The organism is Microbacterium sp. Z6_144, from assembly GCF_057197625.1.
Genome location: NZ_JBXVPT010000001.1, coordinates 655,712 through 674,957, shown reverse-complemented (window position 1 = coordinate 674,957; position 19,246 = coordinate 655,712). Strand labels below are relative to the sequence as shown.

At 70.1% G+C, this 19,246-nt stretch carries 17 protein-coding genes; 7 read left to right on the top strand and 10 right to left on the bottom strand.

Features of this window, described 5'->3' with window-relative positions; translation table 11 throughout:
• The first annotated feature begins 49 nt into the window (after positions 1–49).
• Positions 50–802 carry an alpha/beta fold hydrolase gene (locus AC2DGY_RS03275; protein ID WP_484508272.1) on the top strand — a complete coding sequence of 251 codons (753 nt, stop codon included), beginning with the start codon at positions 50–52 and terminating at the stop codon, positions 800–802.
• Between the two features lie 136 nt (positions 803–938).
• Complete coding sequence (locus tag AC2DGY_RS03270; RefSeq protein ID WP_484508271.1) at positions 939–4,907, top strand: IPT/TIG domain-containing protein; 3,969 nt, start codon at positions 939–941, stop codon at positions 4,905–4,907.
• Between the two features lie 111 nt (positions 4,908–5,018).
• Here the strand turns inward: AC2DGY_RS03270 and AC2DGY_RS03265 are convergent, their stop codons facing one another.
• From AC2DGY_RS03265 to AC2DGY_RS03225, 9 genes are all read right to left on the bottom strand, one after another.
• Positions 5,019–5,426, bottom strand: a complete 408-nt coding sequence (locus AC2DGY_RS03265; RefSeq protein ID WP_484508270.1) for a hypothetical protein — start codon at positions 5,424–5,426, stop codon at positions 5,019–5,021.
• 2 nt (positions 5,427–5,428) lie between these two features.
• Entirely contained in the window at positions 5,429–5,680 is a 252-nt protein-coding gene (locus tag AC2DGY_RS03260; RefSeq protein ID WP_484508269.1) for a hypothetical protein, read from the bottom strand.
• A 99-nt stretch (positions 5,681–5,779) separates the two neighbouring features.
• Positions 5,780–6,079, bottom strand: coding sequence for a GNAT family N-acetyltransferase (locus tag AC2DGY_RS03255; protein WP_484508268.1), 300 nt, complete (start codon positions 6,077–6,079; stop codon positions 5,780–5,782).
• A gap of 127 nt (positions 6,080–6,206) precedes the next feature.
• Positions 6,207–7,649, bottom strand: coding sequence for a GH1 family beta-glucosidase (locus AC2DGY_RS03250; RefSeq protein ID WP_484508267.1), 1,443 nt, complete (start codon positions 7,647–7,649; stop codon positions 6,207–6,209).
• Positions 7,646–9,877, bottom strand: coding sequence for an alpha-xylosidase (gene yicI, locus AC2DGY_RS03245; RefSeq protein WP_484508266.1), 2,232 nt, complete (start codon positions 9,875–9,877; stop codon positions 7,646–7,648). Before yicI ends, AC2DGY_RS03250 begins: the two co-directional genes overlap by 4 nt.
• Complete coding sequence (locus tag AC2DGY_RS03240; RefSeq protein WP_484508265.1) at positions 9,877–10,788, bottom strand: carbohydrate ABC transporter permease; 912 nt, start codon at positions 10,786–10,788, stop codon at positions 9,877–9,879. The genes yicI and AC2DGY_RS03240 overlap by 1 nt, the downstream gene beginning before the upstream one ends.
• On the bottom strand, positions 10,788–11,759 hold the full coding sequence (locus tag AC2DGY_RS03235) for a carbohydrate ABC transporter permease (protein ID WP_484508264.1): 972 nt from the start codon (positions 11,757–11,759) through the stop codon (positions 10,788–10,790). The genes AC2DGY_RS03240 and AC2DGY_RS03235 overlap by 1 nt, the downstream gene beginning before the upstream one ends.
• A gap of 70 nt (positions 11,760–11,829) precedes the next feature.
• Complete coding sequence (locus AC2DGY_RS03230) at positions 11,830–13,140, bottom strand: ABC transporter substrate-binding protein (RefSeq protein WP_484508263.1); 1,311 nt, start codon at positions 13,138–13,140, stop codon at positions 11,830–11,832.
• Between the two features lie 115 nt (positions 13,141–13,255).
• A complete protein-coding gene (locus AC2DGY_RS03225) occupies positions 13,256–14,281 on the bottom strand; it encodes a LacI family DNA-binding transcriptional regulator (RefSeq protein WP_484508262.1) in 1,026 nt (341 codons plus the stop codon).
• A 528-nt stretch (positions 14,282–14,809) separates the two neighbouring features.
• On the opposite strand from AC2DGY_RS03225, the gene AC2DGY_RS03220 reads away from it, so the two are divergent.
• From AC2DGY_RS03220 to AC2DGY_RS03200, 5 genes are all read left to right on the top strand, one after another.
• Positions 14,810–15,541, top strand: a complete 732-nt coding sequence (locus tag AC2DGY_RS03220; protein ID WP_484508261.1) for a winged helix-turn-helix domain-containing protein — start codon at positions 14,810–14,812, stop codon at positions 15,539–15,541.
• Between the two features lie 129 nt (positions 15,542–15,670).
• Positions 15,671–16,657 carry a DNA-3-methyladenine glycosylase family protein gene (locus tag AC2DGY_RS03215; protein WP_484508260.1) on the top strand — a complete coding sequence of 329 codons (987 nt, stop codon included), beginning with the start codon at positions 15,671–15,673 and terminating at the stop codon, positions 16,655–16,657.
• A gap of 49 nt (positions 16,658–16,706) precedes the next feature.
• Complete coding sequence (locus tag AC2DGY_RS03210) at positions 16,707–17,120, top strand: VOC family protein (protein ID WP_484508259.1); 414 nt, start codon at positions 16,707–16,709, stop codon at positions 17,118–17,120.
• Between the two features lie 119 nt (positions 17,121–17,239).
• Positions 17,240–17,404: a hypothetical protein gene (locus AC2DGY_RS03205; protein WP_484508258.1), complete on the top strand. Its 165-nt coding sequence runs from the start codon at positions 17,240–17,242 to the stop codon at positions 17,402–17,404.
• 41 nt (positions 17,405–17,445) lie between these two features.
• Positions 17,446–18,327, top strand: coding sequence for a DMT family transporter (locus AC2DGY_RS03200; RefSeq protein WP_484508257.1), 882 nt, complete (start codon positions 17,446–17,448; stop codon positions 18,325–18,327).
• 70 nt (positions 18,328–18,397) lie between these two features.
• Here AC2DGY_RS03200 and AC2DGY_RS03195 read toward each other — a convergent pair whose 3' ends face one another.
• Positions 18,398–19,231: an aldo/keto reductase gene (locus AC2DGY_RS03195; RefSeq protein ID WP_484508256.1), complete on the bottom strand. Its 834-nt coding sequence runs from the start codon at positions 19,229–19,231 to the stop codon at positions 18,398–18,400.
• Positions 19,232–19,246 lie beyond the last annotated feature (15 nt).

The window sequence follows — 19,246 nt, the reverse complement described above, 5'->3', positions numbered from 1 at the left end:
CACGGTACGCGCGTCGGGTCTCGGCATCCAGAGCCAGTAGCGTCGAGGGGTGGAGCCTGAACTGAGCGATGAGGCGTCGGTCAGCTCGTTCACCGCTTCTGGGTCGACCCTCGTGGCCGAAGCCCAGGGCGTCGGGGCGACGACGTTCGTGCTGGTGCACGGGATCGGCATGGGCCGTACTGTCTTCGCGGACGCGGCGCGGCACCTCCGCCGGCACGGCCGCGTGATCGCGGTCGACCTGCCCGGCTACGGCGAGGCCCCGGAACCCACCCGCACGCCCACGATCGAGCGGATGGCGGACCTCGTCGCCGCCTTTCTCCTCGCGCGCGTCTCTGGCCGGATCGTGATCGTCGGACACTCGATGGGCTCGCAGGTGGCGCTGGAGGTGGCCGCCCGCCACCCCGGCATCGTGTCCTGCCTCGTCCTGGCTGCCCCGACCGTCGACCGCCGCGCCCGCAACCTGGTCGTCCAGGGGTGGCGGCTCCTGCGCGACGTGGCGAACGAGCATCCGAAGGTCATCTTCGCCGGCGCCCGCGAGTACGTCCGCGCCGGGCCGCACCTGAGGCGCAAGTTCCGGGCGATGCTGGCGCATCGGCCGGAGAACACCCTTCCGCGGGTGAAAGTGCCGACGCTCGTGCTGCGCGGCGCGCACGATCCGGTCTGCCCGCGGGATTGGTGCCGCTTCGTCGCGGAGACGCTGCCCGACGGCCGGCTGGAGGAGATTCCCGACTGCGGACACGAGATGATGATCCGGGATGCGGCGCCCGCGGCAGCGCGCATCCTGGCGTTCACCACCGCCTGACACGCGGCGCGAGCAGAAAATATTGGCGTGCCGTGTCCACCGGTGTCAACGGTTAAAGTGTCGGACGCCCGGGCCGCTACGTTCCGAGGACCGAAGGCGACGACTGGCAGGGGGCAAGCCGTCCGACCGACGGTGAATGGGGCAGTTCGTGTCGGGAACGAATCGGACAGACGGAAGCGGACGGCGCGGCGGGTCGAGGAGGCGACGGCGCGCCATCGCGTCGACGTCGGCGGCTCTGGCAGCGGCGCTCGTCATCGCGGGAGCGACGCCGGCGTTGGCGGCACCGGGCGATCGCGCGGAGGCGGAGGGATTGTTCCTCTCGGGCTCGGGCGGCGCGGTGAACATCGACGCCCTGGCGACGCTCGAGGCGCCGTACAACGCCTTTCCGCCGGGTGGGGAGTCGAGTCAGGCGCTCGACGTGGCTGCGCTCGGACTTCTGGACCTCGGGCTCGGCGTCCAGCTCTTCGACGGCAATGACGTCGTAGAGCTGGGGGCTGTCGATCAGTACGCCCGGACGGACGCGACCGGGGCCTTCGCGTCCTCCGGCCTCATCGGAGCCGACGGCGCAATCGCGGCGGCCTCGGGCGATCCGGGTGAGAACACGACGGTGGATCTGACGCCGGTGCTCTCGGCCCTGGGTGCCGCGGATGTCCTCAGCAGCGCCTCGCTCGAGCTGGGTGCCCTCGCCGCCGAGGCGAGCGCCACCCGCACCACCACCGGTGCCACGATCGACAGCGACTACCAGATCGCGAGCGGTGAGCTCATCCTGCAGTCGCCCGCCCTCGCGGAGCTGTACGCGAGCCTGACCGCGGAGGTCGCAGATCTCGACGCCGCCGTCGAAGCACTGGACGTGGACGCGGCCGGGCTGCTCGGGGTCGTCTCCGACGAGCTCGGCGACCTGCTCGCGGGAGCGGTCGTGCTCGGGACCCCGACGGTCGAGGTGGACGTCGACCTGGGTGCCGCCCTCGCGGCCGCCGCGGCCACGCCCCTGACCGAGGACGGCGTGACGATCGTGCTGTCCACCGGCACCGTCATCCTGGACTTGGAGGAGCTCCAGGGCCTGAACGGTCTCGATCCGAACACCGTGCTGCTGAGCGATGCCGCGGTCATCTCCGCGATCGACTCGACGATCAGCGGCCTGCTGACCGGCATTCTTCCCTCGACGATCGAGGACGCGCTGAACGCCGCGTCTCTCGACATCGGGGTCGCGACCAGCCTCACCGTCGCCGGGGTGGCCCTGGGCGAACTGTCGATCGACATCGACGGCACGGTGGGCGGCTTCCTCGACCTCCCCGGGGCCGCGGAGCCCGCGGTGAGCGTGGCCGCGCCCGGACTGCCCGCGGCGATCGACCTCGACCTTCTCACCGGCCCGATCGAGGACTACGTGACGGCAACGCTGGTGCCCGCGGTGGGTGCCATCCTCGAGCCGGCCCTTGACCCCACGGCATTCGAGGCGTATCTCGACACCACCACGAGCGGGGCCGTGACGGCCCTCGCGCCGCTCCTCGGCGCGGTCAATGAGGTCGTGGAGATCACCGTCAACGTGCAGGAGGACCCTGGCACGTTCCGCAACCCCGCCGGGACGGATGCCGGGTCATTCACGCAGCGCGCGGTGCAGCTGCGGATCGCTCCCGACCTCGGTCCGAGCGTGATCACTCTGCGCCTGGCCTCGGCCACCGTGCGCGCCGTGGCACTGGCTCCGCCTGCCGGGCTCGCGATCGATCCGCCGCGCGGGCCGGTGACCGGCGGAACCCCCGTGACGATCACGGGAACCGGCCTCTCGGGCGTGACCGACGTGACGTTCGGCGGAGTGCCCGGCACGGAACTCCTCGTCAACTCGGACACCAGCCTGACGGTGGTCACCCCGGCGGGAGCAGCCCCCGGAGTCGTGACGGTCGCCGTCACGGGCCCGGACGGTACGAACACGTCACTCGTCTTCGAGTACTACCCCGTCACGGCCGTGACCGCCATTGCTCCCGATTCCGGCACGACGGAGGGCGGCACCGTGGTCACGATCACCGGCGTCTGCCTCACCGGTGCGACCGAGGTGCTCTTCGATGGTGTCGCCGGGACCGATCTCGACGTCGTCAGCGACACCCAGCTGACCGTCACCACCCCGCCGGGCACCGCCGGTCTCGCCGACGTCACCATCGTCAACCCGACCGAGTGCGGGAACGCGACGACCGAGGACGGGTTCACCTACGTCAACCCCGGCGCCCCCACCATCACGGGCATCGACCCCGACCGGGGCCCCGAGACCGGTGGCACGACGGTGGAGATCACCGGCGTCGACTTCACCGGGACGACGGCCGTGACCTTCGACGGCATCGACGCGACGGAGTTCGAGGTCATCAGTGACACGCTGATCAGGGCGGTCTCGCCGCCGCACGCGCCCGGCGGAGTCGACGTGATCGTGACGAACGCCGCCGGCGACTCGGCAGGGTTCGACTTCGAGTACTTCGCCGTCGCGGACATCTCGTCCGTCTCCCCCGACGCCGGTCCGGTGGCGGGCGGCACGACGGTGACGATCACCGGGTCGTGCTTCACGGGTGCCACCGCCGTGGAGTTCGACGGCATCGCGGCCACGAGCTTCACGGTCGTGAACGACACGACGATCACGGCGGTCGTCCCCGCCGGAGCGGGCGAAGGCGCGGTCGATGTGACCGTCGTCGGCGCGGGCGATTGCGGCACGGCGGAAGCGCCCGACGCATTCGAGTACTTCCTGCCTCCGGTCGTGACCGATCTCGACCCCGCACAGGGGCCGGAGACCGGCGGCACGCCGGTGACGATCATCGGCTCCGGCTTCGCCGGCACGACGGATGTCACCTTCGACGGCATCTCCGCAGGCACGGTCGAGGTGGTCAGCGACACGGAGATCCGGGTCGTGGCACCGCCGCACGCGCCGGGCCCCGTGACGGTCACGGTCGTGCACCCCGGTGGCGACGTCGATGCCGGCGACTTCCTGTACCTCAACGTGCCGAGCATCGCCTCGCTCACGCCGAACCAGGGACCCGAGGACGGCGGCACGGTGGTCGTCATCACCGGTGAGGGCTTCACCGGTGCGAGCGGCGTCACCTTCGACGGGGCGCCCGGCACGGTCTTCACCGTCGACAGCGACACGCAGATCACGGTGACGAGCCCGGCGCACGTCCCGGGGAACGCCGCCGTCGTGGTGACGCACCCCAACGGCGACGCGCCGCCGCTGTCGTTCGCCTACATCGAGGGCACCGAGGTGGACGCGGTGACGCCTCCGGGCGGGCCGTTCGCCGGCGGGAACACGGTCGTGATCACGGGCGACTGCTTCACCGGCGCCACGGGGGTATCGTTCGGCGGCGTGCCGGCGACATCCTTCACCGTCGACAGCGACACCCGGATCACGGCGACCGTTCCGGCGGGCGCCGGCATCGTGGATGTCACCGTGGAGGGTGCCGACGCGTGCGGGACCGACACGCTTCCCGATGCCTATGAGTACACCGATGACCCGGTGATCGGGACGATCGATCCCGCGGCCGGGCCCGAGACCGGAGGAACGGTGGTGACCATCACCGGCGTGAACTTCACGGGCGTCACCGGCGTGACCTTCGACGGGGCTCCCGGGACCGGGCTCGTCGTGGTCAGCGACACGGAGCTGCGGATCACCGCTCCGGCGGGTACGCCCGGCACCGCGGATGTCGTGGTCACCGGCCCGGCCGGAAGCAGTGAGGCGGGCGTGTTCACGTACACGCCGGTGACCGCTGTGGACTCCGTCACGCCGGGGAGCGGCCCGACCGGCGGCGGCACCACGGTGACCATCACCGGCTCGTGCTTCACGGGAGCTACGGCCGTGCTCTTCGGTGGCACCGCGTCGCCGAGCTTCACGGTCATCAGCGACACGGAGATCCGCGCGACGGCACCGGCGCGGACGACCACCGGTGCGGTGACCGTCAGCGTGGTCGGCGGCGGCACATGCGGCACCGGCTCCCTGGCAGGCGGCTTCGGCTACTTCCCCGGGCCGGCGGTGCTTCCGGCCACGGGTGCTGAGGTACCCGTCGCTCTCGCCGGGATCGCGTTGCTGCTCCTCGGCGGAGGCGCGGCCCTGCGGCTCCTGCGACGCCGCACCGCCTGACCCCGCACAAAGGGAGGGCCGCACCGGACATCCGGTGCGGCCCTCCCTTTTGTGCAGACGACTCGGCATCCTTCCGCGAGCCGCGATCCCTGGCGCGGCGCCGCCGGAAGGTCAGCGCTGCGCGATCTCCGCCGCGAGCGCTCGGATGCGGTCCTCCCCGACGTCGGTCCCGGTCTCGGAGAAGCGCTGGCGCAGAACCTCGGCGATGCGCTCCTGCGGGGCGTCACCCACGTCGGCACGGGTCTGCGCGACGATCCCGTTCACCCGCTCCTCGTCCGAGGCATCGTGCATGTCCATCGCCGGGGCATCCTGCGTGTCGCTGGATCCCGAGCCCGCCGTCGGCGCCTGAGCATCGGGCGCCACGGCGCCGCCCTGCACGGTCGAGGGCGCCTCGCCGTGCTGGATGGTGGCGTCCTCGCCCCCGCGATCCTCGTCGCCCGCCGGCTCGATCGGCGACTCGTCATTGCGGTCGGGATAGTTCCCGCCCGGCTCGTCGAACTCGTTGGCAGTACCCGACATCGTCAGCTCTCCTCATCGGTGGACAGGTCGGGGTCGGCGACCTGGGTGGGCACGTCGCTCTCGACCGGCGCATCGGCGCCGGTATCGGTCGCGCCGTTGGATCCGTGCGGGTCGAGGCCGGGGTCGGTCAGCTCCGACGAACCCTGGGCGTCCTGGTTCCGTCTCGCCGTCTCGCCGTCTGCGGCGGCCCCGCTTTCCCACCCGCCGGGCGGGTCGGCGTTGATGACACCCTCGGGCAGATCGCGATCATCCATGGCACATTCCTTCCGTCGCGTTCCACCCTCCCGCCTCACCCCGACCGGACGCAGGGGCTTGACGGGCCGGCTGCGACGACTTCGCGGCCGAGCGCCCTGTCAGGCGGAGTGGCGTGCGCGCAGGATCCCGGCGCGGTCGGGGTTCGCGTCGAACCACTCCTCGACGTACCAGCACACCGGGATCACCTCGCGGTCGCCCGCGGCTTCCAGTTGTGCCACGGCACGGTCGACCAACTCTCCCGCGTAGCCGTGCCCACGGAACGTCGGGATCGTGTACGCGCGGGTCATCGCGACAGAGCGACCGTCGTCGCGGTACTCCAGCACGCTCACGAGATCGTCGCCGCAGTGCAGCGTGTAGCGCGAGGCGTCTTTCTCGTCAGTGAAGCGCAGTTCGGTCACCCCGACAGGGTACGCCTGTCTGGGGCACCGGGCTCCGCCAACCCCGCGAGCCACGCATCCGCGTCCTTCTGACCGGCCAGACGCGACGATCCGCAGCTTCACAGGTGCCGAGTCTGCCAGAGCGCGCTCAGGCGGGGAGAACCCCGGTGCGCGCGAGTTCGCCGTACCAACGGCCGCTCTCCTTCACGGTGCGTTCGAGCGTGTCGAAGTCGACGCGCACGATCCCGAACCGCTTGGAGTACCCGTAGCCCCACTCGAAATTGTCCATGAGCGACCACACGAAGTAGCCGCGCAGATCCACGCCCTTCTCGATCGCCCGGTGCGCGGCGGTGAAGTGGCGACGCAGGTAATCGACGCGTTCGGGATCGGGCACGGAGCCGTCCTCCGCGACGACGTCGTCGAACGCGGCGCCGTTCTCGGTGACCATGAGCGGCTGCCCGGGGAACTGGTCGCCCAGCGAGACCAGCAGCTCCTCGAGTCCCTCGGGGGCGATGTTCCATCCCATGGAGGTGTACGGCCCCGGCTGCTCCAGGAACTCCACGACGCCGTCACTGCCGGGCCACGCCGTGCCGCCACCGGCGGCCTTGTGGCCGTCGTTGTGCTGCTGAGGCGACACCCCGTCCCACATCTGCACGGTGACGGTGGAGTAGTAGTTGACGCCGAGAACGTCGATCGGCTGGTGGATGGACTCCAGGTCGCCATCCTTGACGAACGCCCAGTCGGTGACGGATGCGGTGTCCTCCAGCAGGTCGGCGGGGTACTCGCCGCGCAGCATGGGGCCGGTGAACGCGCGGTTGGCCAGCGCCTCGACCCGGCGCACCGCCTCCGCGCCACCGTCGCCGCGCCCGCGCGCGACGTGGAAGTTCAAGGTCACCGAGTACTCGGGGTCGCCGGTGGACGTCGCCCGCAGCGCCTGCACGGCGCGCCCGTGCGCGAGGTTGAGGTGGTGCACCGCGGCCAGCGCCGCTGCCGGCTCCCGCCGCCCGGGCGCATGCCCGCCCTGGCCGTACCCGAGGTACGCCGAGCACCAGGGCTCGTTGAGGGTGGTCCAGGTGTGGATGCGGTCGCCCAGCGCCGCGCCGACGACTTCGGCATAGCGTTCGAACGCGTCGACGGTCGCGCGGGCCGCCCAGCCGCCGGCATCCTCGAGGGCCTGCGGCAGGTCCCAGTGGTAGAGCGTTGCGACAGGACGGATGCCGCGCTCGAGGAGCCCGTCCACGAGGCGCGAGTAGAAGTCCAGGCCGGCCTGGTTCACGGGCCCCCTTCCGGTGGGCATGATCCGGGGCCAGGCGATCGAGAAGCGGTACGCACCGAGACCCAGGTCCGACATCAGGTCGAGGTCGGGTTCCCACCGGTGATAGTGATCGCACGCCACGTCGCCCGTGTCGCCGTGCCACACCTTGCCCGGCGTCTTGCTGAACGTGTCCCAGATCGACGGGCCGCGGCCGTCCTCGCGGGCGGCTCCTTCCACCTGGTAGGAGGCCGTCGCCGAGCCGAAGGTGAACCCTTCGGGGAAGACGAGGCCGCTGTCGCGATAGTCGGTGGCGCCAGCGGGGACGGTCATGGTCATCGGGTGACCTCCGAACGATCGGCGGACAGGACGGCGGTGCGTCCGTCGGGGGCGGTGATCCGCACGTCGGTGGCGCCCTCCCCGCCCGGGAACACCCGGAGCGTGAGGCCGTCGAGGTAGTCGTAGTCGGGACGATCGGTGCGCGCGCCCCACGGCAGCACGGTGCCGGGCCGGACATACAGCGGAAGGCTGTCGAACCCGTGGCGTTCGCGGCGCCACGTGCCGCCGGTCACGGTCTCTCCGGTGAGGAGGTGCGTCCACTCCCCCGCGGGGAGATAGAACTCCACCTGGCCCTCGGCGGAGAAGACCGGCGCGACCAGGAGGTCGGCCCCCAGCATGTACTGCCGGTCCAGGTGCGCCGCGGCCGGGTCATCCGGAAACTCCAGCGCCATCGGCCGCAAGACCGGCACACCGGTTTCTGCCGCCTGGATGCCGGCCTGGTACAGGTACGGCATGAGGCGCATCTTCAGCTGTGTGAAGGTGCGGGTGACATCGACGGCCTCTTCATCGAACTGCCACGGGACGCGGTACGACTCCGAGCCATGGAACCGGCTGTGGGTGCCGAGCAGCCCGAACGCGGTCCAGCGCTTGAAAACCGCCGCATCCGGGGTGCCCTCGAAACCGCCGATGTCGTGGCTCCAGTGGGCGAACCCGCTCATCGCCAGCGACAGACCGCCCCGGAGGGTCTCGGCCATGGAGACGAACGTCGAGGTGGAGTCGCCGCCCCAGTGCACGGGCATCGTCTGACCGCCGGCCGTGGCCGAGCGGGCGAACAGCACCGCCTCGCCCTCGCCGCGGGTCTCCTCGAGCACATCGAAGACGGCCTTGTTGTACAGGTGCGTGTAGAGGTTGTGCATGCGGTCCGGGGCGCTGCCGTCGGCGTACACGACGTCGGTGGGGATGCGCTCGCCGAAGTCGGTCTTGAAGCAGTCGACGCCCTGCGCGACCAGGGCGCGAAGCTTGTCCTGGTACCAGGCCGTGGCATCGGGGTTGGTGAAGTCGACGAGCCCCATGCCGGCCTGCCACAGATCCCACTGCCACACCGACCCGTCGGGGCGCTTCACGAGGAAGCCCTGCTCGGCGGCCTCGGCGAACAGGGGCGCCGCCTGTGCGATGTACGGGTTGATCCACACGCACACCCGCAGATCGCGGTCGTGCAGACGCTGCAGCATCCCGTCGGGGTCGGGGAAGACGCGTTCGTCCCACTCGAAGTCGGTCCACTGGAATTCGCGCATCCAGAAGCAGTCGAAGTGGAACACGGAGAGGGGCAGCTCGCGTCGAGCCATCTCGTCGAGGAAGGACGTCACCGTGGCCTCGTCGTAGTCGGTGGTGAAGCTCGTGGACAGCCACAGCCCGTACGACCAGGCCGGCACCACCGGAGGGCGGCCGGTGAGGGCGGTGTAGCGCGAGAGCACGTCCTTCGGCGTGGGCCCGTCGATCACGAAGTACTCCAGAGCCTCGCCCGGCACCGAGAACTGCACGCGCTCGACCGCTTCGGATCCCACCTCGAAGGAGACGTGACCGGGGTCGTTCACGAGCACGCCGTAGCCGCGGTTGGAGAGGTAGAACGGCACGTTCTTGTACGCCTGTTCGCTGGAGGTTCCCCCGTCGGCGTTCCAGATGTCGACGCTCTGGCCGTTCTTCACGAGGGGGCCGAAGCGTTCGCCCAGACCGTAGATGAGCTCGCCCACGCCGAGCTCGAGCTGCTCGTGCACGAAAGCGCGGGGGCGGCCGGCCGGAGTGCCGGCGCGGGCGTTCCCCACGATTCCCGGGTCGACCTGGGCGTCGTCGGTGAGGGTGATGTAGCCCTGCCCCTTGGGTCCGCTCGCGGTGAGGGGGCGCCCGGCCGAGGCGAACGACAGCGACCACGGTGCGCCGGAGGAGACCTCCGCCGTCAGGTCACCCGTGCGCAGGCTCGCGCCCGCCGCATCCACCTCGACGGATGCCGCGTTCCCCGCCGCGCCCGGCAGGGCGAACGACAGCCCCCGGCCGCTGCCGGTGTGATGCTCCACCCGCACGCGCACCACGCCCGCCAGCGGCGAGGAGAGGGTCACGGTGAGGACCGGCCGGTTGAGGGTGTCGCCGCGGCGTTCGATGACCTTCGTCGGGGCGATAACGCGAATGCCCGGACCGTCGACCGTCTGCGTCTCGCGGATGTCGTACGCCTCCTGACCGTACAGGGCGGTGACGCCGGGTCGCAGCTGCCAGAAACCATCGGTGAACTTCATTACTTGACTGCTCCTGCGGTGATGCCGCGCGTGAGGGTGCGCTGGAAGATGAGGAAGAAAAGGAGGGTGGGGATGAGGCCGAGAAGGGCCGAGGCGCTCGTGGTCGTGACATCCATGAGTCGGTCGCCCTGGAGGACGGCGATCGCGACCGGCACGGTCTGGTTCTCGTTGGAGACGAGGAACGTGAGCGGGATGAGGAATTCGTTCCAGGTCCAGATGAAGAAGAAGATGAGCAGCACCGAGAGCGTGGGGCGGCTGATCGGGATGATGACGCGCCAGAGGATCTGCCACCGGCTGGCGCCGTCGATCGAGGCGGCCTCGAGCACCTCCTTGGGGAACGTGCCGTACACCGACGACAACAGGTACGTGCCGAACGCGGCCTGGATGACGGTGAAGACGATGATCACCGACCACACGTTGTTGTACAGGCCCACTTCGCGGAACATGTAGTACAGCGGGTACAGCAGCGCTTCCTGCGGCAGCAGGTTGGCCAGCAGGAACAGGAGCACGATCCACGCGCGTCCGCGGACGCGCCCGATGCCGATCGCGAAGGCGTTCAGCACCGAGATGAGCACGGCGAGGACGGCCACCATCCCCGCGATGAAGAAGGAGTTCCAGACCTTCTGCGGGAAGTTCACGCGCTCCCAGAACGCGACGATGCCGTCGAAGTTCAGCGCCGTCGGGAGCGCGAGCGGCCCGCCGTTGGAGTAGTCGGCGGGCGACTTGAACGAGTTGATGACGATCAGGTAGAACGGCGCGATGATGACGATCGCGGCGACGACCGCGAAGGCCAGCAGCAGCCAGTCCACACCGCGCTTCTTCGTCATTCCACCTCGCGCCCGGGCCCGCGGGGAGCGCGGCTTGGCGGGGGGAGCGGTCGTGGTCGTGGTCACGGCCATCGTGGCGGCCATCACAGTCCCGCCCTTTCCTTGCGCTCCGCGCTGTTCTGCGCGCGGATGAACAGAATCGACACGATCGCGATGACGACCGTGAGCGCCGTGGCGATGGTGGCGCCGTAGCCCACCTGCTGCGACTGGAAGAACTCGCTGTACGCGTAGTACGCGGGGACGATCGTGGAGGTGCCCGGTCCCCCGCGCGTGAGGACGTACACGGGGCCGAACACCTTCAGCGCGGCGATCGTGCACGTGAGGGTGACGACGTAGATCTCCGGGCGGATGATGCTGACCGTGATGGCGCGGAAGCGTTGGAACCAGTTCGCGCCGTCGAGCTCGGCCGCCTCGTAGAGCTCGGGGTCCACGCGCTGGAGAGCGGCCATGAACACCACGACCGGGTAGCCGATCTGGATCCAGACGAGGACGACCATGATCGCCCCGAGCGCCGTGTCGGGCGAACCCAGCCAGTTGTGGGCGAGGAAGCCGAGCCCGACGTTCTCGAGGAGAGTGTTCAGCGCGCCGTCCTGCGGGCGCAGGATCCAGCCGATGACGATGCCGGCGATGGCGGCGGGGAGGATCTGCGGAAGGTAGTAGGTGGCGCGGAGGAAGCTCGCCAACCGCCCGCCGAACTTGCGGCCGATCACATCGAACAGGAGGGCGGCGAGGACGAGCCCGATGACCGTCGGGAAGACGACCATCGCGATGATCATCCAGATGCTGTTGCCGAACGACGTCCAGAACTTGGCGTCGCCCATCAGCTCGATCCAGTTCTCCAGACCGATGAACTCCGGCGGCCGGATACCCCGCCAGTCGGTGAAGCTCAGATAGACGTTCCAGATCAGCGGGATGACCACGATCACGGCGGCCAGAACGAGACCCGGCACGAGGTACAGCCAGTAGCCCGCCGTGCCTCCCCGGCGCTGGGGAATCAGCGGCTCCTCAGGGGGGAGCGTGGTCCGCGGGGCGCGGACGAAGGGAACAGCGGACATCGCCGGCTCCTCGGACGTGGATGGATGAGGGATGCGGGTGGCCCGCCGCACGGCGGGCCACCCGGGTCGATCAGCGGAAGTCGTCGACGTAGGAGTCGTACTCCGCGCCGAGGGCCTCTTGAACCTCTGCGGCCGTCTTGGTGCCGTTCACCAGTTCCTGGAGCTCGGCGACGAGGGTGTCGTAGAACGTCGGCGTGGGCCAGTCCGGGTAGAACGACAGCCCGTCCTGCTCGTTGACGGCGTTGAAGGCCTGGATGAGCTCGAGGCTCTTCGGGTCGGTGATGTCCGCCTCATCCGCGGCGACGGGCAGACCGCCGTTGTTGCCGATGAGCGCCTGGATCTCGGGGCGCATGGTGATGTCGATGAACTCGTACGCGAGTTCCTTGTTCTCCGCCCGTTCGGGGACCACCCAGAGGTTGCCCGAGGATCCGAGGCTCAGGTCGCTGTCAGGGAAGGGGAACAGGCCGAAATCGAACCCGTCGATCTCGTCGACGAAGCGTCCGTACCACCAGCTGCCGGACACGAAGATCGGTGCGGTGCCGTTGATGAACGACAGACCCGCGTCCTCGGCCTTCTGACCCGTGACGTCCGGGGAGAAGTAGCCCCTGTCGGCGTACTCGAGGATCGTCTCGGTGGCGTAGCTGACCTCGTCTCCGGTCCAGTCGACCGGGTTCTCGTACAGCTGGTAGTCGCTGACCCACTGCCGGTCGGCCTGGCTCAGCGCGAGCTGGTACCAGAGCTGACCGAGCGGGTACTCCAGGCCTGCCTCGGCGAGCGGCGTGATCCCCTGCGCCTGGAAGGCGTCGAGCACGGCGATGAACTCGTCGTAGGTCGTCGGCACCTCGAGCCCGGCGGCGGCGAAGGCATCCTTGTTGTAGTAGACCGTGACGAACTCGCCGTAGTTGGGTACGCCGTACCAGGCGCCCGAACCCATGACGCCGTCCTCGTCGTACCGCGCCGTGGTCTGCAGCGCCGAGGCCAGCTGGCCGTCCCAGCCGTACTCCTCGACCGCGTCGCTGATGTCGGCGATCAGCCCCTGGCTCGCAAGGAAGCCCGCGGTCGCGTTGCCCTTGTTGAACTCCATCAGGTCGGGTGCTTCGTCGGAGTTGAGCACCTGGCTCGCAGTGGAGCGGATCTGCTCGAAGCTGCGCTCCTCGAACTCGACCGTTGCGCCCGTCTCCTCTTCGAAGACCTCGATCGCCTCCGCCCAGGCGATGCCCATGGCGCTGTTGTCGCCCTCGTAGTGCCACAGGGTGAGGGTGTCGTCGCCGGCACCCTCACCGCCCCCGCCGGAGCAGGAGCTGAGAGCGAGCGCGGCGACCGCCGCAGTGGCCAGGGCGGCAGCGGTGCGGCGCCGTGTGTTTCCGGTGATTCGTGCCATCGTCGGCACTCCTTTCTGGGGGACTTGCCTGAGACTTCTTGTGAGGGTGGAACCGGGCGGAACGAGTTGTCGAAGCGCTTCGACAATGGGCATGCGGATGGACGGGACGGGACTGTCAGGAGGGAGAGGAGACGGCAGAGCGCGCGACCGTACCGCGCGCGAGGTACGTCGGGGGGATGAGGTGCAACCCGGGCGCCGGGCGATCGGGCCCGAGCGAACGGACGGCCAGCTGGACAGCAAGGTCGCAGGAGGCCTGCGGGATGAGCGGGATCGTGTCGACGGGTGTCGGCATCGCCGCGGTGTCGAAGGTCGCTCCCACCGCAACGACCGAGACGGTGCCCGGAAGGGAGGCGCCGGATGCGATGAGCTCCTCGAGCGCTGCCGTGTGCGCTTCCTGCGCGCAGTGCAGCATGATCCCGGTGACACCTGATTCGAGCAGCTCGGCAACGGCGCGCCGCGTTGCGAGCGGGTCGGCCATCACCGCCCCCGAAGCCCGGAATGCCAGCTCGACGCCACGCTCGGCTGCCCGCTCCGCCGCGCGATTGCGCACCCGCGGGGGGAAGTTCGACGTGCGGTAGGCGATGTCGGTCTGACCGATCAGGGCGATGCGCTCGTGGCCCGAGTCCAGGAGGGCGTCGACCGCCATGGCAGCAGCTCGTTCGAAGTCCAGGTCCACGCAGACCAAGCCCTCGTGATCGTCGGGAACGCCGATGAAGATGGACGGGGTGTCGATGGCGCGCGCGAGGGCGACGCGCGGGTCGTCGGGCGCGACATCCAGCACGATGATGCCGTCGACCAGGCCGGACGCTGCGACCCGACTCATGCCCGCCTGTGCCTCTTCGTCGGTGAGGAGCAGGATGTCGTAATCCTGCCGCCGCGCGGCGATGGTCGCCGCCAGCACGAACGCCATGTGCGTCGGCGCGTGCGTGTCCGGCCGAAGCGGCTCGGTGAGGGCGAAGATATGGGTGCGATCGCCCGCCAGCATCCGCGCGCCCGCGTTGGGGCTGTAGCCCAGTTCGCGGACGGCTCGCTCGATGCGTTCGCGGGTGTCTTTGGCGACGGGCCGCTTGCCACTGAGCGCATAGGAGACGGTGCTGATCGACACGCCGGCGGCCTTGGCCACTTCGTCGATCTTCGCCATTGCGACTCCATCGTCCGCGACCGAGGCCGCACTTACCTGGTGTCGAAGCGCTTACGGGAAGCGCTTCGACAGATACGTTAGGTCATCGCCTCCTGCGGCACAAGAGATTTGCCGGACTGCGCAACATATCTGCGGGAGGACTCCTGGAAGCTCCTGTGGCGCCCGTCATGAAGTGAAACAAACGCGTCGCGGCGGCCGGCACATTTGACGCGCGGTGACGCATTCCGACATAATCGGCCCCATGACTGACAACGCGCGTTCTCTGTCCGCCTGGGAGGCGAACGGGACTGCCGGCATGATGATGGCCGGCCGCGTTGGTTCGTGTCGAATGTGTCGCTGACTCGGTGACTCCGCCGGACGCCGGCTCGCGCTTCTGAATGCCGAGCAGATCGTCCACGAGCGCACCGGATGTCGCGTCGATCACGCGTACCCGGACGCCTCCTCCCTGGCCATCGCGGCCCTCCCTCTCGTACCCGAACCGGCTGTTCGTTCGAGCGCAGGTTCCCCCTTCTTAGGACACCCATCATCATGTCGACCACTGCCCTTCTCGACCGCCCCACCGCCGTCCGCCACCTTCGCGCCGTGACCTCCCCCGACGCCGCCCCCTCCCCCGTTGCGCCGGCAGCCCCCGCATCGCCGGCCCGACACCTCCCGCCGGGTACCGCGCCCCGCGGCTTCGCCCTCTATGTCGGCATCGACGAGGTCAAGGCGGCCGCCGACGGCGTGAGCCTCGGTGCTCTCGTGGACGCCCTGCGCCGCACCCTCGCCGACCTCGCGCCCAGCGCTCAGACGTACGCCACCGTCGCCCTCGCCCCCACCGGGTCCGGCGGTCGGGATGTGGATGTCGTTCGCCTCGCCCTGCATGAGCCCTCGGCCGTGGCCCGCACCAAGAACGAGCCCGACGACGCCGAGGGCCTGGCCGGCGGCGTGGTCGTCGACATCTCCCGCAAGCGCGTCCTCATCGACGGAGAATCCGCCGCCTTCACGTTCAAGGAGTTCGAGCTGCTGCAGTACCTCGTGCTGCGGGAGGGCCGCACGATCGACCGCAGCGAACTGGTCGGGTCACTGTGGCAGGGCGCGTCGGATGACGAGACCCCGGGCGAGCGGACCATCGATGTGCACGTCCGCCGCCTTCGCGCCAAGCTCGGCCGTTACGAGGACATCGTCCGGACGGTTCGCGGCGCGGGATACCGGTTCGATCGGCACGCCGACGTCGTGATCCGCTTCGGCCACGGCACCCCCTCCCCCGACCGCGTCTGAGCTCCCGCTCCACCTTCAGGGGACAGGATCGGCCGCCTGGATTCCGCTGAGCCGGCGGATGCTGTCCCCGCACCATCCGCGGCGTCGCGCTCAGGCGGCGTGTCACCGGGAGGACGTAAGGTGGCGGGCATGAGGCCGATCGGCGTGCGCGTGCGCGATACGCAGACCCGGACGGCCCGTGATCCCCGCCCGGTGCACCCCCGGCCTCTCGAGACCGTCTACCGTCCGGCGCATCCGCTCGATCTTCCGCGCGCCGTGCTCGCCCAGCGCCATGGCCCGGGTGACCCGACGATGGTCACGGCCGGCGGCGTCATCTGGCGGGCCAGCCGCACACCGGAGGGGGCGGCCACCCTCGCCCTGCGCGAAGGACCGGGCGGGATCGTCCGCGGCGCCGCGTGGGGGCCCGGGGCGGAGTGGGCCCTCTCCCAACTACCGGCACTCTGCGGCGCCCACGACGACGCCGGCGGATTCGACTGCTCCGAGCATCCATTCCTCGGCGAGGTGCATCGGCGCAATCCGGGTCTCCGCATCGGGCGCACCGATCTCGTCTTCGACGCGCTGGCCAGCGCCATCATGGAACAGAAGGTCACGGCCATCCAGGCGTTCGCCGCCTGGCGGCGGATCGTCACGTGGTACGGCGAGCGCGCCCCCGGCCCTACCCCCCGGCCCCTGTTCGCCCCGCCCGACGCGGACGGCTGGCGTCGCGTCCCCTCGTGGGCCTGGCACCGGGCCGGGCTCGAACCGCCGCAGTCGCGCACCATCGTCGAAGCCGCGGCACGGGCCGACGCGGTCTCGCGGGCCGCGGCGGCCGCATCCGGTGGCGAAGAACGCGACCGGGTGTTCACGAGCCTCCGCGGGGTGGGGGTCTGGACGAGCGCGGAGACGCGCATCCGGGCGTTCGGCGACCCCGACGCCGTCAGCGTCGGGGATTTCCATCTCGCGCACCACGTCGGCTACGCGCTGACGGGCTCCCGTGTCGATGACGACGGGATGCTGGAGTTGCTGGCCCCGTGGGCGGGTCAGCGTCAACGGGTCATCCGCCTCATCTACGCCAGCGGAGTGATCGAGCCGCGCCGGGGGCCGCGCATGCATCCCGAAGACCACCGCGACCGGTGACCGCGACGCAGCTGTCCGCAATGTCGGCACCCCGCACGACACTGTCGCCATGGCAACGACCCTCAACCCCTACCTGTCCTTCCGAGACTCCGCGCGCGGCGCGATGGAGTTCTACCACGCGGTCTTCGGCGGCGAGCTGACGATCGACACCTTCGCGTCCTACGACATGGGCCAGGATGCAGCGGAGAACGATCTCGTGATGCACGCGCAACTCGAGACACCCGACGGCTTCATGCTCATGGCATCCGACACCCCGAGCACCATGCCGTACTCCCCGCCCGCCGGGTTCTCCGTGTCGCTCAGCGGCGACGACGAGGCGACGCTCGAGCGGTACTGGAGCGCGCTCTCCGAGGACGGCACGGTCACGATGCCGCTGGACGCGCCGCCGTGGGGCGGGCGCTTCGGGATGCTGACCGACCGCTTCGGGGTGTCCTGGATGATCTCGATCGCGCCCTCTTCCTGAGCGACGGGCGCGCGGTGGCGGTGTGCTCTGGGAGCTGTCCTCCCAGGCTCTAGGCTGTGCGTATGTCCGAACCCCGCACCGGCTAGCCGCGCGGCCGCACCCAGTGGATCATCGGCACCGTGCTTCTCCTGGTGCTGGGCGTGCTGGTCGGACTCGTGCTGCAGAACGTGTGGCTGGGCATCGTGCTGGGAGCGGTCATCTCCATCGGTTGGCTGATCGCGTACGAGTCGTGGCGGGGACGCAATTCCGGCGTGAACGACGACGACCGCGGCATCGAGCTCTGACGCCGCCCGTGGCCCGGTGGCTGCCGATCAGTGCGATCGGCGTGTCAGTGATCCTGTGGTCGTTCGCCTACGTCCTGTCGGGCTGGGTCCTGGAGACCGCCTCGCCTGCTGTCCTGTCGGTCAGCCGCTTCGGCCTGGCGCTGGTCATCCTCGTGCCGCTCGCCCTTCGCCGCCCGGCGTTCGCGCGGACGCTGCGTCAGCCGCGCACCATCCTTCTGGGGTTGACCGGCGTGACGCTGTACTACGCGCTCGCCAACATCGGCCTGCTCTTCACGACTCCCGGCACGGCCGCGCTCGTGGTCTCGCTCCTGCCGGTCCTCACCGCGGTCGCGGCGGTCGTCATCATCCGCGAGCGGCTCTCCGGCCGCACCATCGCCGGGTTGACGCTCGCGACCATCGGCGTCGCGCTGGTCGCCGCATCCGGGTTCCGTCTCGACCTCGGCGTGGTGCTCAACGTGGGAGCACTGGCCTCCTACGCGATCTACACCGTGCTGCTCCGCCGGGACGGGGGCCGGGCGGATGCCCCGGACGCGCTGTCGCTCGCCACCGCCACCGGCGTATGGGGCACGGCGCTGATGCTCCCCTGGCTCGGGTGGGAGGCGGTGACGGGCACCCTCGCGCTGCCGGCGGACGAGCGCGGGGTGATCAGCATCCTGGTGCTGGCGCTGGTGGTGACCGCACCGACGCTCGTGCTCTTCAACTACGGGGCCGAGCGTGTGCCGGCCACGGTGTCGGGGGTCGCCACGGCCGCCATCCCCGCTTTCGGTTACGCGTTGGCCCTGCTGCTGGGCGAGACCCTCGACCCCGTGAAGGCGCTGGGCGGCGCGATCGCGCTGGCGGGCGTGCTGCTGGCAATTCTTGCGACTCCGCGGGTGGAACCCAGCCCGCCCGGCTCGGTGCTCCCCGAGGCCGTCCACCGCTAGCGAGAAACGACGTTCCGGACGGGAAAGGGCGCGGCGCGTGCCGTCTCGCCGGGATTGTCGTTTCTCGCGCTCACATCTCCTCGTGCGTGTCGGGGTCGGCATCCCACAGGCGCCCGCGGCGGAGCGCCGAGAGCGCGTCGACCTCGTCGGCGGTGAGCTCGAAGCCGAACACGTCGGCGTTCTCCCGCTGCCGCGCGGGGTCGGATGACTTCGGGATCGGGGTGGAGCCGAGCTGCACGTGCCAGCGCAGCACCGCCTGGGTGGGGGTCACCCCGTGGATGGCGGCGATCTCCGTCACGACCGATTCGCTCAGCAGCTCGCTCCGCCGGGCCAACGGACTCCAGCTCTCCGTGCGGATACCGAGCTCGGCGTGCACGGCACGGAGATCGTCCTGCGGGAAGTAGGGATGCAGCTCCACCTGGTTGACCGCGGGCACCTCGCCGGTCTCGTCCACGAGCCGCCGGAGCATCGGCTCGGTGAAGTTCGAGACGCCGATCGAGCGGACGAGCCCGAACGCGCGCAGGTCGATCATCGCCCGCCACGTGTCGACGTACTTGTCCACGCTCGGGTTGGGCCAGTGGATGAGGTACAGGTCGATGCGGTCGAGCCCCAGCGTCTCGAGGGAGCGCCGCGCGCTGGCGGTCGCCTCCGCGTACCCGTGGTCGCGGCCCGGGATCTTCGTCGTGACGAGGATCTCGTCCCGCGGGACGGCGCTCCGCCGCACCGCCTCGCCGACTTCCGTCTCGTTCCGGTAGTTCACCGCGGAGTCGAGGAGACGGTAGCCGGTGTCCAGCGCCGCGAGCATCGCCTCCACCCCTTCCGACCCGCGCAGGTGGTACGTGCCGAGTCCAAGCTCGGGGAAGGCGGTGCCGTCGTTCAAGGAGAGCGTGGGGATCTCGGCCATGGGCCCATCCTCCCG

What these genes read in the sequence shown, in the direction of transcription:
- AC2DGY_RS03270 (WP_484508271.1), top strand. Translation starts at nt 939, where the DNA reads ATGGGGCAGTTCGTGTCGGGAACGAATCGGACAGACGGAAGCGGACGG.
- yicI (WP_484508266.1), bottom strand. Translation starts at nt 9,877, where the DNA reads ATGAAGTTCACCGATGGTTTCTGGCAGCTGCGACCCGGCGTCACCGCC.
- AC2DGY_RS03225 (WP_484508262.1), bottom strand. Translation starts at nt 14,281, where the DNA reads ATGGCGAAGATCGACGAAGTGGCCAAGGCCGCCGGCGTGTCGATCAGC.
- AC2DGY_RS03250 (WP_484508267.1), bottom strand. Translation starts at nt 7,649, where the DNA reads ATGACCATGACCGTCCCCGCTGGCGCCACCGACTATCGCGACAGCGGC.
- AC2DGY_RS03235 (WP_484508264.1), bottom strand. Translation starts at nt 11,759, where the DNA reads ATGTCCGCTGTTCCCTTCGTCCGCGCCCCGCGGACCACGCTCCCCCCT.
- AC2DGY_RS03265 (WP_484508270.1), bottom strand. Translation starts at nt 5,426, where the DNA reads ATGTCGGGTACTGCCAACGAGTTCGACGAGCCGGGCGGGAACTATCCC.
- AC2DGY_RS03210 (WP_484508259.1), top strand. Translation starts at nt 16,707, where the DNA reads ATGGCAACGACCCTCAACCCCTACCTGTCCTTCCGAGACTCCGCGCGC.
- AC2DGY_RS03195 (WP_484508256.1), bottom strand. Translation starts at nt 19,231, where the DNA reads ATGGCCGAGATCCCCACGCTCTCCTTGAACGACGGCACCGCCTTCCCC.
- AC2DGY_RS03260 (WP_484508269.1), bottom strand. Translation starts at nt 5,680, where the DNA reads ATGGATGATCGCGATCTGCCCGAGGGTGTCATCAACGCCGACCCGCCC.
- AC2DGY_RS03220 (WP_484508261.1), top strand. Translation starts at nt 14,810, where the DNA reads ATGTCGACCACTGCCCTTCTCGACCGCCCCACCGCCGTCCGCCACCTT.
- AC2DGY_RS03230 (WP_484508263.1), bottom strand. Translation starts at nt 13,140, where the DNA reads ATGGCACGAATCACCGGAAACACACGGCGCCGCACCGCTGCCGCCCTG.
- AC2DGY_RS03215 (WP_484508260.1), top strand. Translation starts at nt 15,671, where the DNA reads ATGAGGCCGATCGGCGTGCGCGTGCGCGATACGCAGACCCGGACGGCC.
- AC2DGY_RS03240 (WP_484508265.1), bottom strand. Translation starts at nt 10,788, where the DNA reads ATGGCCGCCACGATGGCCGTGACCACGACCACGACCGCTCCCCCCGCC.